This window comes from Aeromonas intestinalis (assembly GCF_054052485.1).
Window position 1 is genome coordinate 280,022 of the sequence record NZ_JBSTYK010000005.1, and the last position, 15,047, is coordinate 295,068.

Consider the following 15,047-nt stretch of genomic DNA (forward strand, 5'->3'; position numbering starts at 1 on the left):
GGCGGCTACAGGCCTGCCAGCAGATCCTTGTGAACCTTGACCACCAATTTTTTCACCAAACCCGGGGTGGTCAGGGTACAAAGAGGGCGATGCAGTTCTCCCGGCCAGAAGATGGCGAAGTGGCCGGGCTGCAACGCCAGATAACTGGTCTGTTCGTCGTCGACGAACCAGAGATCGGGATGGGGATGATCGGCCCCTTCACATTCATAGGCATGAGGGCCTACTCCGATCCACTCTTCACCGCGCAACAGCAGCTGGATGTCCAGATACTGCTCGTGAAACTCGCCGCGGCGCGCTGTGACTGGCTCGGTCAGCTCCTCACTCACCAGGCAGAACAGCCGCATGCCATCGATCTCGGTCTTGCCGAGGGGAGCCTCCAGCCAGTGCGGGACGCTCTTCACCACGTCCGCCATGATGCGGGCCAGGGGAGCGGGCAAGGGAGTGCGTTGCAAGGTATCCAGACTGCCGGTGATCATCGCGGTGCTTCCTTAGGTGTATTCGCCGTCTATCTTCGTCTGCCAATAAAAAAGGACCCGTCAAAGGTCCTTGTCCAGCGCCGTCTGCTATCCGTGCAGACCAGAAGGAGCATGTTCATCAAATGGGCGCCGGATCACTGTTGCACAGTTTTTCGACGTTTGCCAAGAAATAACCGCTCACTCGCCAGATGATCGTACCAGCTGAAACAATATTATTCACTAGCGAATTGCCCCCGACTTTGACCAGACGCAAAAACGGGAGCATCAGCTCCCGTTTTTTCTGTCCAACCAGCCTCATTCAAGCCTTTTTGGCATTCTCGACCGGTTTCGCATACATCTGACGCCAGATGTGCTTGTACTCTTCTGGCACCTCTGACTGGCGAGTCAGGAAGGCGGTCTGCTCGATGGTGCTGGCCTTGCCAGGCACATCTGCCGCCAGATAGTTGCCGGGGAAGAGTAGATAGCTGCCCCAGATGGCCTTGTCGATCAGGGCGGCGAGTTCGTCCGGATCGCTGAAGCCCTCGGTGATGGGGGCGCCGAAGGAGACATGAACCCGCCCCTTCTGGCCGACGATACCGGCGACGATGCTCTCGATGTCCTCGAACTCCCCTTTCTCGTAGCTGCCGTTGACGGACTTCTCGTACAGCTCCCGCGCCTTGGCCTTGTCGGTGGGATCCAGCTCGTAGCTGATGCTGACCGGCACTATGTTGAGGCTGCGCATGTAGTCGACGAACTCGATCTTCTGCTTCTTGCCGTCCACGTAGAACATCTTGAGGATGGCGGGATCCGTCTTGTCATCCCCGTCCTTGGCACGACCCTCTTTCTGGGCGATCCAGATGGAGTGCCCCTCGTGCACCGACTGGCCGATGTAGGCCGACAGCTCCCCGAGCATCTTCATCATCTCCCGCGGCCCCTTGGCGGAGCGTTTGACGATGAAACTCTTGTTCAGCTTCATCAGCTCGGTGGCGCAGGGCTTGCGCAGCAGGTTGTCACCGATGGCGATGCGCACGGTATCGAAACCGTGGGTGTGCAGCCCCCAGTTGACGAAGGCGGGATCCATGGCGATATCCCTGTGATTGGAGACGAACAGGTAGCCCTGCTCCTTCTTCAGGTGCTCGAGGCCGGAGAAGGTCACCCCCTGGGTGGAGGTCGCTATCATGCGGCTCATGTAGCGGGTCACCCCCAGCTGCACCTGGCGCACCGTGGTCACCTTGGCCCACTTGTGGCGCAGGAACTGGCGGATCAGCGGGCGAATGGCCCAACCCAGCCAGCTCATCAGGGAGCCGAAACGGTATTTGGCGATGGCACCGATAAACTCATCATCCTGGATCAGTCGCTCGATGGCTGCCGGCACTTCGTCATCGCGATAGGGGCGAATGTCCGCGAATCTGTCTACGTCAGTCACAATGTCAGCCTTGCAAGTATGGGATCGCGGCCAGCAGCAGCTGGCCGGGCAAAAATTCAGGGCGCAATTTTACACGCTTTTGGGGTCAGGGGTATGAGCAGCGCACAGATAGTGCGACCGATCCCGAAAAAGCCAGGATCAGGCCCCGTTTTCGGGCTTAAACCGCGGGATTGATCAGCGCCGTGAGGACGTGATCCTCCCAGCGGCCGTTGATCATCAGGTAATCCCGGGCATAGCCTTCCCGCTCGAAACCGAGGCGCGCGAGCAGGGCGCCGCTGCGCTCATTCGCTGGCATGTAGCTCGCCATGACGCGGTGCAGGCCGAGCTCGCGAAACAGATGCTCGATAGCGGCGGCCACCACCTCCTGCATCAACCCCTGCCCTTCGTGAGCCTTGTCCACCGCATAGCCGAGATGGCAGGCCTTGAACATGCCCATCACGATGTGGGTGAAGTTGCAGGTGGCGAGCACCCGCTCCCCCTTGGGGTCGAGCGCCACCAGTTGCAGAGCGCTGCCATCGAAGAACTGGCTGTAGCCGTCCCGCAGCCGCAGGCGCCAGTGATCCAGGGTATAGAAACTCTCGTCCCGCGCGGGCTCCCAGGCCTGCAGATGGGTGCGATTGCGCAGATAGAAATCCAGCATCAGATCGGCCCGCTCCGGGGTCAGCACGGTCAGCCGGGTGCGGGCGGTCTGGATGACGGGCAGACTCATGGATGCTCCCGCTGGCGCAGCCAGTCGTCCCGCAAGAGGCCATAGTGGACGTGATCCACCACCCTGTCGGCCAATCGCTCGGCACGGCGGATGATCCCCTCCTGCTCCATGCCAAGCCGCTCGCATACCGCCCGGCTGGCGTCGTTCTCGGTGGCGGCGCTGATCTCCACCTTCTCCATCCCCATCTCCTCGAAGGCGTGATGGATCATCGCCTGGCAGGCCCGGGTGATGATGCCGTTGCCCTGCCAGCGCTCCGCCAGCCAGTAGCCGATGGTGACCTTGCCGAGGGCGGCATCGATCTGGTTGTAGCCGATAATCCCCACCACCTCCCCCTGATACTCGATGGCGGTAGTGAGCCCCTCGCCGCGGGCGAACTTCTCGATGGCGTGGCGAATGAAGGTGGCCGTGTCGGCCGGTTGCTGGATATAGGGCACCCAGGGCAGCCATTGGGTCAGGTAGTCACGGTTGCGCTGGCAGAGGCCGAACAGCTCGCTGGCCATATCGGGCTGCAGAAACAGCAGCGACAGCTCATCATCCAGTTGCCATGAAAACATCCGTTTTCTCCTCCCTTGTGGCTCCCCATGAGCCGTCATGAGGGCCAATGTAGTCAATCAAGCCATTGTCTGCCAAGGACTTTCAGTACGAGAACCCGGCCGGCAACCCCCATATGGACACCCCCATCCGGGCCAGGATTCGACGCCCAGATCACTGCCCCTCTTTTTTGGAACAAAAAACCAGCAATTTGGCATATGGCAGATTTAGTAGGTGGCAACAGTCACTTTCACTGCCTATTTATGCTGCCCTGTCACAACTAACAGGGCGCAATTTCAAACCGTCCCACTAGTGTAGGAATGCCGGGCAAGAGACCCGGAATGCACTCTTCATCGACTTAAGGAAAGACGAGATGAACAAAGTTTATTTGGCCGTGGTACTGGCCTGCTGGGGAAGCGCCGCCATGGCGGCAGAACAGGTGGAAGTGAATCAGGTTGCCGGCATCCAGGGGGCACCAAGCGGGGCCGCCGGTGTCGGTGCCCTGGCCGGAGAGGGGGAGTACCGCCAGGTGCGGGTCGTCAAGCTGCCCAACGGCCAGCAACGGGTGCGCTATGAGCAGACCTGGCGCGGCATCCCGGTCTGGGGCCAGGTGCTGGTCGCCGAGCAGTCTCTCGGTGGCCAGGTCAGTCAGGTGTCCGGCCAGATCCTGCGCCAGATAGACGCCGATTTGGCGAGCCCCGCTGCCACCCTCACCCCCGCCGATGCCGCGAGCAAGGCCCGCGCCGGCGCCAAGGGCAGCAACGAGCGGGTCAAGCTGTTCGTGATGCAGGATGAGGCCGGTCAGGCCCGCCTGGTCTACCTGGTCTCCTGGCTCGCGGCAAGCGACGAGCCCAGCCGTCCCTTCGTGGTGATCGATGCCCAGAGCGGCAGCGAGCTCAAGCGCTGGGAGGGGATCAACCACAAGGACGCCACCGGCCCCGGTGGCAACACCAAGACCGGCAAGTACTTCTACGGCGCCGACTACGGCCCGCTGCAGGTGGACGACAGCTGCCGCATGAGCAGCGCGAACGTGGATACCATCAACCTGAACCACGCCACCTCGGGCGGTGCCGTGCACCAGTTCACCTGCCCGGAGAACACGGTCAAGGAGATCAACGGCGCCTACTCCCCCCTCAACGATGCCCACTACTTCGGCAACGTGGTGTTCGACATGTACCGCAACTGGTACAACACGGCGCCGCTGAGCTTCAAGCTCAAGATGCGGGTGCACTACAGCCGCAACTACGAGAACGCCTTCTGGGACGGCAGCCAGATGACCTTCGGTGACGGCGCCACCACCTTCTATCCGCTGGTGAGCCTGGACGTGGCCGCCCACGAGGTGAGCCACGGCTTCACCGAGCAGAACTCGGGGCTGGTCTACTCCGGCCAGTCAGGCGGCATCAACGAGGCCTTCTCCGACATGGCGGGAGAAGCGGCCGAAAACTACATGAAGGGCAGCAACGACTGGCTGGTGGGAGCCCAGATCTTCAAGGGCAACGGCTCACTGCGCTACTTCGAGGATCCGACCCGGGATGGCAAGTCCATCGGCCATGCCAGCGATTACTATGACGGCATCGACGTGCACCACAGCTCGGGGGTCTACAACCGTGCCTTCTACCTGCTGGCCAACACCAGCGGCTGGAATACCCGCAAGGCATTCGAGGTGTTCGTGCTGGCCAACCGCCTCTACTGGGGTGCCAACACCACCTACGATCAGGGCGCCTGCGGCGTGACCAAGGCGGCCACGGATCTGGGCTACAGCCTGACCGATGTGGCGGCGGCCTTCACCACGGTCGGGATCAACGCCACCTGTGGCGGCACCACACCGCAGCCCGGCAGCGTGCTGCAAAACGGTGTACCGGTGACCGGTCTGGCCGCCGCCAAGGGGGGCAAGGTGAGCTACACCATCGACGTGCCCGCCGGCAAGAGCCAGCTGGTGATCGCCAGCAGCGGCGGCAGCGGGGATGCGGATCTCTATGTGAAGTTTGGATCGGCCCCGACCAACACCAGCTATGACTGCCGTCCCTACAAGAGCGGCAACGCCGAGACCTGCACCCTGAACGCCCCCAAGGCGGGCACCTGGCACGTGCAGCTCAGCGCCTACAGCGCCTTCTCCGGGGTAACCCTGAAAGCCAGCCACTGATCCCGTCCCAAGGGATTGACTCACTCAGGCGCCGGACTTGTCCGGCGCTTTTCTTTTGGTGTTCAGCGTCCCGCCCAGCGCCTGGCCAGGGTGCGGGCAGCCTCCAGAACCCGCTCCTTCTCCCGGTTCGGTCGCTTGCCGCTGCGCCAGGCCATCATCACGTCCCAGTGATCCGGCGGCAAATCCACCACGTCCAACTGTACCAAGCGGCCGAACTCCAGATCCCGGCTGATGGCGAGCGCCGGCATCAGGGTGATGAAGCCGTGCTCCAGTGCCAGCTCCCGCGCCGCGCTGGCGGGCTGGATGGCATGCAGCGGGCTCGCCACCTGGCGCAGCAGCCGCAGCTGCAGGATCAGCTCGTCACAGCCGGTGCCCCATTGCTGGGGGGCCAGCCGCTCGTTGGCAATGTCCTGCAGGGTCAATCCCTGCTTGCCTGCCAACGGGTGACCGGCGCTGGCCACGGCGATGATGGGGGAGCGATAGAGCAGCTCGAGCTGGATGCCGGCGATGGCGGGGCATTTCAAGATGAAGCCCACATCGGTCTCACCGGTCAGCAGCTCCTGCATGATGACGCCGGAGTGATCCGTGTTGCAGCGGATCTCGAACGCCTCATCCACCAGGGCCAGCAGCAGTGGCCCGAAAACCACGGTGGTGAGAGACGGCAGGCAGGACAACTTGATGCGCGGCAGGGCGGGCGCTCCCTGCATTGCCAGCCTCCCTCCCTCCAGGGCGCTGAGGGCAGCGCTCGCGGCGGGCAGAAACTGCTCGCAGGCCGGGGTCGGGGTCGCGCCCCGGCGATGACGGAAGAACAGGGGCTGTCCCAGCGCCTGTTCCAACACGGCGATCCGCTGGCTGACCATGGGTTGGGACCAGCCGCGAATGGCGGCGACCTTGCTGAAGCTGCCACGGTTGGCCACATCCAGCAGCAATTGCAGATCATCGAGGGTCATAGCCATAACAAAATCCAATATGAAATATAGCCAGTTGTCGGCTACCACTATATCTGGCCCCCTTCCAGAATAGCAGTATCAAATGTCATGAAATGGCCACAGCGCCGCCGAGCCAGGGACTTATCTTCGTCCTTGGCTCTGTTTGGTGACGGCGCCATTCAGGCAACACACACCATAAATACAATATTCGATGCAGTAGAGGTTCTAAGGGTCATGGTTGAGCGGGCAAGGCGGTTGGGGCGGTGGTTCTTGGCATTGGATTCCCTCTTGGTGATCCTGGGGTTCTTCGTGGTCATGCCCATGATCAGCCTGCGCTTCGTGGATCAACTCGGCTGGGCAGCCGGCGTGGTCGGACTGGCGCTGGGGCTGCGTCAGCTGACTCAGCAGGGGCTGGGGGTCTTTGGTGGCTCCCTTGCCGACAAGTTCGGCGCCCGCCCCCTCATCGTCTGCGGCATGCTGCTGCGCGCTGCCGGCTTTGCCAGCTTGGCCTATGCCCAGACAGGGCTGGATCTGATCCTCTCCTGCGTCATCTCCGGGCTCGGCGGCTGCCTGTTCGATCCCCCCCGCGCGGCCCTGGTCATCAAGTTCACCCGTCCCCGGGAGCGGGGTCGCTACATCTCATTGCTGATGATGCTGGAGAGTGCCGGCGCCGTGGCCGGGGCCCTGCTCGGCAGTTGGCTGCTCAACTTCGATTTCGAGTACGTCTGTCTGCTGGGAGCCGGGCTTTTCGTCTGCGCGGCCCTCTGCAACCTGCTGATCCTGCCCGCCTACAAGCTCTCACTGAGGCCCACCCCGATCCGGGCAGGTCTCGGCCAGGTACTGGCGGACAAGGCCTTCTGCCGAGTGGTGCTGGTCCTGAGCGGCTACTACGCGCTCTGGGTGCAGGTGATGCTGATCTTCCCCATCCTGGTCAAGCAGATGGCGGGCACCACCACGGCGGTGGGCTGGATGTACACCCTGGAGACCGCCATCTCCCTGACCCTGCTCTATCCCCTTGCCCGCTATGGGGAGCGCCATTTCAAGCTGGAGAATCGCCTGATGGCCGGGGTGCTGCTGATGACCGCCGGCATCGGACTGGTGGCCTTCGCCACCACCCTGCCCGCCGTCTTCATGCTGCTGGCCTGCTTCTATCTGGGCATCGTCATCGCCGAGCCGGCGCGGGAGACTCTCATGACCAAGCTTGCTCAGCCGGGGGCCCGTGGCAGCTACATGGGCTTCAGCCGGCTGGGGCTGGCGCTCGGCGGCATGACCGGCTATGTCAGCGGCGGCGCCCTGCACGACTACGCCAATGCCCAGGGCCAACCCTGGCTGCCCTGGCTGGTGCTGGGCACAGTCGGCATCATCACCTTCCTGCTGCTGGTCAGCTGCTTCCAGCGCGGCTCCCGCCTCGCCAGCATCAGCGCCTAGGCCCGCAAGACAAACACGTCATCATATCGATATGAGCAGGGGGCCGGTTTATACCACCCGGCCCCCTGTTGTTATCCGCTCGTCCATCGCTGAGCACCCCAGGGGTACCAACACTCATCCGCGCTCACCGTCAACCTCCCCTGCATCTTCGGATAAGGTCGGGATTGCAACCATGACCGCCGTTGACTGCTCCCCTCATCAAGCCAGCCCATAAAAAAAGCGGCAGATTGCTCTGCCGCTTTTTGTTCCACCCGAGAAGGTTACTTGTCGATATCCAACATATTGTTTTGCAACATGAAGTCGATGACCTGGTTGGCCGTGGTGCCGGAGCCACCGGTCAGGGTATCGAAGGTGTGGTTCGTCAGCACTATCTCCTGCGTCACCGGTGCAGTGCTGTTCTCCTTGACCTGCAGATGCACCCCTTCGCTGTCCTGGAACACCGAGAGCAGGCTCTTGAGCGAACTTTCGTTCTTGCTGCCATCGCTATCCAGCAGATCGCTGAGATCCAGCTTGTCCCCTTCGGCCTTGGAGAAATCGGTGACATAGTCCTTGGTCACAATGCCAGGGGTCGTGTCACCCTTCTGCCAGACGAAGGTATCGGCGCCGGCATCCCCGGTCAGGATGTCGTTGCCAAGCCCCCCACGCAGGATGTCATTGCCCAGACCGCCGCTCAGCAGATCATTGCCAGCGCCACCGTCGAGGTTGTCGTTGCCGCTCCCGCCATAGAGGGTGTCGTTGCCACTCTCGCCGAACAGGTTGTCGTCACCGCTACCGCCAAACAGGATGTCATTACCGGCCCCGCCGTACAGGAAGTCATTGCCACCCTGACCGAACAGGATGTCGTTGCCATCCCCACCCAGCAGCACATCCGCCTTGTCATTGGCCGAAGACTGGTCAAAGTCGCTGGCATGCTCCTGAATATAGCGATGTACGTCTGCATCCAGCACATCGCTGCGGCCCAGCTGCGCCGCCACATAGCTCTTGATGGCGGCATAGCCTTCCCCGTTGATGCCGGCAAAGTGCACCGCATCGCCAAACAGGATGTCATCGCCGGCCCCGCCATCGAAGCGGTCGGCTCCCGGCAGATTGTTCACCGAGGTGCCGAGGATGGCGTTGGCCAGATCCGAGGCGTTGACCCCGGTCTTGAGCACGCCGTCTGAGTCGTAAGACTTCAGGTCATTGGTGGAGATGTTTGCCCCCAGCCCGATGGCCTCGACGGTCACTCCCATCCCGGTCAGTAGCCCGAAGCCCGCTACCGAGTTGTTGATGGTGGTAGTGGTCGAATCCTGCCCGTTACCGCCAAGGGTCGAGTAGGTATAGCCACCCTTGCCGTCTGCACGCATATAGCCAATCGCGGAACCAGCGGCATATACCCGCCCATTGCTATCGATGATGGTATAGCCATTGGCGGTATAAACCTTCCCAACAACATAATTACCACCGAGAACCGTATTCAGATAAACGTCATTACTGCTCCCCGAGTAATTCAATACACGAGGGTTGCTGCCTTCACTATCCAGGTAATAGGTCGGCTTGCCATCGGTAATGAAGTAGGTCAGGTTCTTGGCATTGGTGTTGCTCTGTACGGTCGAGCTGTTGAACCAGTTGGCCGTGGTTTTGAACACATCCTCGTAGTTGGTGCCACCGCCGTTGTTGCTGCTGCCATCCATGCTGTCAAGGATGGTCTGCAGCTGGCTCAGGGCATTGGCATCCTTGAGGTTCACGCTGACCGACTTGTTGGCCAGGGTATCGAAGTCCACCAGGAAGATATTGACCTTGCCCGCCCCTTCCGTGCCGGCACTGTTCTTCAGGCTGGCGAAGACCTGGGCCAGCTGGTTCTTGATGGTGTTCATGGCATCGGTGCCGATACTGCCGGAGCTGTCGACCATGAAGGCGATATTGTAGTTCTGGCCCGACAGCACCACGCTGCCATCCAGATCCCCCACCACGATATTGTGCTCGCTGCCAAAGGTCCGGTTCTGGTCGCCCGGCTCCCCTTCGGTGGCGTTGAAGTAGCTCAAACGGATGCTGTCATCGTCGGTGGCCGAGCTGGTCTGATCGGTCCCCACTTCCTTGGCGATGGCCTCGACCTTGAGATCAACCTGGCCGGCACTGGCACCGGGGACGCGCAGAGTCAGCCCGGTCAGCTTCACATCCAGTGCACTGGCGCTCCACAGGCCATTGCCGGCGATCAGGGTGATCTTGCCATCAGCGCCTGCGGTACCCAGCAGCTGGGCGCCGTTATAGAGCTGTGTCCCCTGTGGCATGCCGGTCAGCACCAGGCTGTCGAACACTTCGCTGCCATCTCTGTCACTCAAAGAGGCCGTCAGCTCCACCGGATAGTCGACCACGCTCGGCTGCACCAGCGTCAGCGCCCCCGTATCCTGGTTGATCTGGTAGATGCCGTCAGCGAACTGGACATACTCGATGTCGTGCAGCGCCTTGGTGACCCCGCCCCCCTTCTCCGTCACCGAGAAATCGAACCAGCGATCATTGGTCGAGAAGCCACTGCCCTTCTTGATGGCGTAATCCGCACGGTTACCCGTCAGGACGGCGATATCAGTACCGGCACCACCATAGAGACCATCGTTGCCAAGGCCGGACACCAGCACATCGTTGCCATCGCCACCATAGAGGGAATCCCCCTGGGCTGCGTTACCGCCGACCAGAATGTCATTGCCCCCCTGACCATAGAGCAGGTCGCCACCACCGTGAGTGCTGACGATATAGTCGTTGCCACTGTTGCCAAGTACCTGTTCCTGACCACTGCTGCTATCGGTCAGCGAGTTGGTGATGCCAAAGGCCGTCTTGTTGAAGTTGCCGGACTGGAATTGCTCCGTCGTGATACTCGCACTCGGGAAGCTCAGGTTGTAAAGCGGTATGCCGTTACCGGTCAGGGTCAGGTTGACCGTCGGCTTGTCCGCCACGGCCGCCACATCGATCACCAGCTTGCCACTGTTGCTGAGGTTGGCGCCGTCGCTGACCTGATAGCTGAAGCTGGCGTAATCCCCCTGCTTGTTGCCAGTCGAGGTGCCGTTGCCATTGGCCGCAATCGTGCTCGATTCATTGAGCCCGGGCACGAAGCGCAGATGGCCGGTATCGATGTCGCTGTAGGAGATCAGATCCCCCGCTTTCACGGCGACCCACTGACCCGCGGCGTTGAGATATTCCAGCTTACCGTTGAGGGGCAGAGTGCCTATCTTCACGCTCAGATCGCTGTTCGCCTGATCGTCGCTGGCACCAAACTGGGCCCACTTCAGCACCTGAGGCTGATCTTCCAGCCCTGAGCTGTAACCACCTGCTGCGGTCGGCGCGCGATCATTGTCTGTGATGGTGCCCGTGCCCGTCTGTCCACCTATGGTGACCGACAGGGTCTCGTTTGCCTCGACCAGACGATCGTCCAGAGTCGGAATGGTCACCGTGAAGCCGGATACGCCGGCAGGAACAGTGATCTTGCCGGTCGCGCTGTTGTAGGTCACCCCATTGCTGAACTGCGCCGTTCCCCAGTCGAGGCTGGAGGCCGGGTTGGCACCACTGCCCTGGATGGCGAAGTCATACTGAGTCACCTCCTGGGTTGCATCAGACAGGATCACCCGGTGACTCAGGTTGCTGCCTTCGGTCACGTTCTCGCTGGAGACCGACTGCACTATGGGAGTGAACAGCGGCTTGGTGGCAAACGACCCTATGCTGCCATCGCCATCCCCATCCACTGCCTTGAACTGGAAGTCGATATCCCCATCACCCAGCGGCTTGGACATATTCTGGTACTGGAAGAACTCCCACTTGCCGGTCGCCGGAGTGAACTCCAGACGGAACACCAGGGTGCCATCACTGGTCTTGCCAACCAGGGTATTGGCCGATTCCAGCGTCGTGGTGATTGCCTTGCCGGTGGCCGTGGTCAACCCGGTTTCGGTTGTGCCGACCAGCTGCATCGCGCCCTTGCCATCGGCTCCCCACTGGGGTGTGACGCTACCCGAGCCGTAGGCGATGGCCTGAGCCGAACTGGCACCGAGGAACTCGATGCTCTTGACGGTGAAGTCACTGTTGTCCGAAGTGTTGGTATTGCCGTTGTTGGTGGCCTTGATCACCATGGTGTCGAAGCCGCCCTGTTGCACCTGGAAGTTGCCGGCATAGTCGCCGCCAGAGACATTGGAGCTGAAGGTCTGAGTGCCGATCAGCACGCCACCGCGGTAGAACTCCACCACACCGCTCTCCAGCTCGCCACCGAACATCTGGCTGAATTGAATATTGGCGCCGTAGGCGACCTTGCCCGCATCCAGCTTGATGATCAGTTGCTCGGAAGCCGAAGTGCCATTGGCGAAGTGACGGAAATCGATCTCGTTGGCGATGTTGTGATAGGGGGCAGCCACACTGGAAACCCCCAACCCAGCGCTGGAGCCATTGACATTCGCGGCAACCAGGGTCGAGTCGGTCGCCGACTTGAAGCCCAGAGCCGTGATGGTAAAGCCCGTCATCCCCACAGAGTTCTGATTGCCGCTGTATTTGGTCAGATCGAACACACCCGTCAGGGCGGCCGGGATATCCGTCTTGGTGACAGACACGGCGGCGGAATCCCCCGCTATCGGCGAGTCATCCTCTATCGAGATGGGCAGGTTCCCCGTAGTGGTCGCCTTGCCATCCGACACCGTCACACCGACCTGGAAGTTGAGCACATCCTCACTGCCCTTGACCGGGTGATCAAGCGGTGCCTTGAGGGTCACGTCATAGCTCCAGTCACCCTTGCTGCCACCGGTCGGCGCCGTCAGCTTGACGTCGATGATCGCCTTGTAGTCAGCACCGCCCAGTGTGCCGGTATACCCGGTCAGTACCTTGGTTGCGGCATTCCAGCTCCACTGCACCGCAGCACCGCCGGATGTCAGACCGGTCGGCCCATTCAGACTGACGGTCAGTACGTCCTGACTGTCGACATCGCCAACGGTGATCTTGCCGCTCGCAACCACACTGTTGGTGGTGTCGCTGCTACCCGCCGTATCAGCAATACCACCGGCAAGGCCTTCTTCGGATACCACGGCACCCTGGTCGATGCTCAGTGTCGGCAGATCGTTGACAGCATCCACCTTGATGGTCACGGTCGCAGGGCTCGCATCCACGGCACCATCGTTGTCCACAGCCGCGTAGTTGAAACTGGTATTGCCGTTCCAGTTGGCATCCGGAGTGAAGGTGAGCTTGCCAGCGTCCGCCACTGTAATGCTCTGATCCACCGTCACAGCCACCCCGTTTAGATAGAGGATGCCATTGGCCGGCAGACTCTTAATGGTGAAGCTCACCACACTGCCATCGATGTCGCTGCCACTGAGGGTCGGGATGGCGATGCTGGTTGCATCTTCCTGACCATTTGCCTGTTTATTCGCAGTCTCAGGCGCTTCATTCAGGATCTGCGCGTTGTCGCTGCCCGGCAGGGAGAGGTTGCCCGCCTTGTCTGTCTGGGTCGCCGTCACCATCAACGACTTGCCGTTGGCCGGAGTCGTCTCGGTCCAGCTGATGGTGCCATTTTGATAGCCATAGCTCTTGCCATTGCTCGCCAGCAGGGTGCCATCGGCTTTCAGCGTCAACTGGATACTGCTGTTCACACCACCATTGTTGATAGTGAGCGTCACCTTGCCGCCCGCCACTAGGTCGGCGTGATTGACCCCAGCGCGCACCTGGATTTGATCATTGCCGATCTCGGTCTTGGTCAACATCTGGTCGTTATTGACGTCGTCCACGATGACCACGGTCGGAGCACTCGGCGCTTGGGTGTCGACGGCCACGCTGTCGCTGCCGGCGCTGCCCGGGTTACCGGCGGTATCGGTGTAGCTGCCATCCTTCACGGCCACGCTGGCGGTGCCGGTGAAGCCCTCGGTCGCGGTAAAGGTGGCGGTCCACACTTTCGGATCGCTGGTGCTTTGTTCCAGGTTGCTGATGGTGCCACCGCTCACAGTCAGGTCGGCGGCGGTAAAGCCGACCGGCACTTCGCTGAAGGTGAAGGTGACGCTCGAGACCTTGTCGGCCACGTTCAGCGCGGTATCCACGATGTCGACCACCACGCTCGGACCCTGGGTGTCGACGCTGTACCCCTCGGTATCGGCCGCCGTGGTGCTGTTGCCCGCCGCGTCGGTGGTGGTGACCGTGGCGTCGATCACCTTGTCGCCATCGGCCACCAGGTCGCTACCCGGCACGTTGATGCTGAAGGTCTTGTCGGCCAGGACCAGACCGGTGAAGGTCTTGCCGTTGACGGTCAGGGTGACGGTGTCGCCCTCTTTCACGTCGCCCCCCACGGTACCGGTCACGGCGATGTCCTGCTTGGACTCGGCCGCGTTGATCACGTCGTCGGCAGTGATGTTGCTATCCAGGGTGATGCTGGCGGTCGGGGCCTGGGTGTCGACGGCCACGCTGTCGCTGCCGGCGCTGCCCGGGTTACCGGCGGCGTCGGTGTAGCTGCCCTCCTTCACCGCCACGCTGGCGGTGCCGGTGAAGCCCTCGGTCGCGGTAAAGGTGGCGGTCCACACTTTCGGATCGCTGGTGCTTTGTTCCAGGTTGCTGATGGTGCCACCGCTCACGGTCAGGTCGGCCGCGGTAAAGCCGACCGGCACTTCGCTGAAGGTGAAGGTGACGCTCGAGACCTTGTCGGCCACGTTCAGGGCGGTATCCACGATGTCGACCACCACGCTCGGCGCACCGGTATCCACGCTGTACCCCTCGGTATCGGCCGCCGTGGTGCTGTTGCCCGCCGCGTCGGTGGTGGTGACCGTGGCGTCGATCACCTTGTCACCATCGGCCACCAGGTCGCTACCCGGCACGTTGATGCTGAACGTCTTGTCGGCCAGGACCAGACCGGTGAAGGTCTTGCTGTTGACGGTCAGGGTGACGGTGTCGCCCTCTTTCACGTCGCCCCCCACACGACCGGTCACGGCGATGTCCTGCTTGGACTCGGCCGCGTTGATCACGTCGTCGGCAGTGATGTTGGCATCCAGGGTGATGCTGGCGGTCGGGGCCTGGGTGTCGACGGCCACGCTGTCGCTGCCGGCGCTGCCCGGGTTACCGGCGGTATCGGTGTAGCTGCCATCCTTCACGGCCACGCTGGCGGTGCCGGTGAAGCCCTCGGTCGCGGTAAAGGTGGCGGTCCACACTTTCGGATCGCTGATGCTTTGTTCCAGGTTGCTGATGGTGCCACCGCTCACGGTCAGGTCGGCCGCGGTAAAGCCGACCGGCACTTCGCTGAAGGTGAAGGTGACGCTCGAGACCTTGTCGGCCACGTTCAGGGCGGTATCCACGATGTCGACCACCACGCTCGGCGCGCCGGTGTCCACGCTGTACCCCTCGGTATCGACCGCCGTGGTGCTGTTGCCCGCCGCGTCGGTGGTGGTGACCGTGGCGTCGATCACCTTGTCGCCATCGGCCACCAGGTCGCTACCCGGCACGTTGA

Annotated in this window: 8 protein-coding genes; 2 read left to right on the plus strand and 6 right to left on the minus strand. The window is 61.8% G+C overall.

The features are described 5' to 3' along the window. Window positions 1-5 precede the first annotated feature (5 nt). From ACW5W7_RS08850 to ACW5W7_RS08865, 4 genes are all read right to left on the minus strand, one after another. Window positions 6-476 (minus strand): YhcH/YjgK/YiaL family protein, encoded by a 471-nt coding sequence (locus ACW5W7_RS08850; RefSeq protein ID WP_456501454.1) that lies wholly within the window; start codon window positions 474-476, stop codon window positions 6-8. 298 nt (window positions 477-774) lie between these two features. Further along, window positions 775-1,881 (minus strand): 1-acyl-sn-glycerol-3-phosphate acyltransferase, encoded by a 1,107-nt coding sequence (locus ACW5W7_RS08855; protein ID WP_456501455.1) that lies wholly within the window; start codon window positions 1,879-1,881, stop codon window positions 775-777. A 157-nt stretch (window positions 1,882-2,038) separates the two neighbouring features. Next, window positions 2,039-2,590: a GNAT family N-acetyltransferase gene (locus ACW5W7_RS08860; RefSeq protein ID WP_349919409.1), complete on the minus strand. Its 552-nt coding sequence runs from the start codon at window positions 2,588-2,590 to the stop codon at window positions 2,039-2,041. Then, on the minus strand, window positions 2,587-3,144 hold the full coding sequence (locus tag ACW5W7_RS08865; RefSeq protein ID WP_434663960.1) for a GNAT family N-acetyltransferase: 558 nt from the start codon (window positions 3,142-3,144) through the stop codon (window positions 2,587-2,589). Before ACW5W7_RS08865 ends, ACW5W7_RS08860 begins: the two co-directional genes overlap by 4 nt. 350 nt (window positions 3,145-3,494) lie before the next feature. On the opposite strand from ACW5W7_RS08865, the gene ACW5W7_RS08870 reads away from it, so the two are divergent. Beyond that, window positions 3,495-5,264 carry a M4 family metallopeptidase gene (locus ACW5W7_RS08870; protein WP_456501456.1) on the plus strand — a complete coding sequence of 590 codons (1,770 nt, stop codon included), beginning with the start codon at window positions 3,495-3,497 and terminating at the stop codon, window positions 5,262-5,264. A 62-nt stretch (window positions 5,265-5,326) separates the two neighbouring features. On the opposite strand, the gene ACW5W7_RS08875 is transcribed toward ACW5W7_RS08870, so the two are convergent. Beyond that, window positions 5,327-6,220, minus strand: coding sequence for a LysR family transcriptional regulator (locus tag ACW5W7_RS08875; protein ID WP_456501457.1), 894 nt, complete (start codon window positions 6,218-6,220; stop codon window positions 5,327-5,329). Window positions 6,221-6,427: 207 nt separating this feature from the next. Between ACW5W7_RS08875 and mdtH the strand changes: the two genes are divergently transcribed. Then, complete coding sequence (gene mdtH, locus ACW5W7_RS08880) at window positions 6,428-7,621, plus strand: multidrug efflux MFS transporter MdtH (protein ID WP_349919413.1); 1,194 nt, start codon at window positions 6,428-6,430, stop codon at window positions 7,619-7,621. 260 nt (window positions 7,622-7,881) lie between these two features. Here mdtH and ACW5W7_RS08885 read toward each other — a convergent pair whose 3' ends face one another. Further along, window positions 7,882-15,024: an Ig-like domain-containing protein gene (locus ACW5W7_RS08885; RefSeq protein ID WP_456501458.1), complete on the minus strand. Its 7,143-nt coding sequence runs from the start codon at window positions 15,022-15,024 to the stop codon at window positions 7,882-7,884. Between the last annotated feature and the right edge of the window lie 23 nt (window positions 15,025-15,047).

What these genes read in the sequence shown, in the direction of transcription:
- ACW5W7_RS08850 (WP_456501454.1), bottom strand. Translation starts at nt 476, where the DNA reads ATGATCACCGGCAGTCTGGATACCTTGCAACGCACTCCCTTGCCCGCT.
- ACW5W7_RS08860 (WP_349919409.1), bottom strand. Translation starts at nt 2,590, where the DNA reads ATGAGTCTGCCCGTCATCCAGACCGCCCGCACCCGGCTGACCGTGCTG.
- ACW5W7_RS08865 (WP_434663960.1), bottom strand. Translation starts at nt 3,144, where the DNA reads ATGTTTTCATGGCAACTGGATGATGAGCTGTCGCTGCTGTTTCTGCAG.
- ACW5W7_RS08870 (WP_456501456.1), top strand. Translation starts at nt 3,495, where the DNA reads ATGAACAAAGTTTATTTGGCCGTGGTACTGGCCTGCTGGGGAAGCGCC.
- ACW5W7_RS08875 (WP_456501457.1), bottom strand. Translation starts at nt 6,220, where the DNA reads ATGGCTATGACCCTCGATGATCTGCAATTGCTGCTGGATGTGGCCAAC.
- mdtH (WP_349919413.1), top strand. Translation starts at nt 6,428, where the DNA reads ATGGTTGAGCGGGCAAGGCGGTTGGGGCGGTGGTTCTTGGCATTGGAT.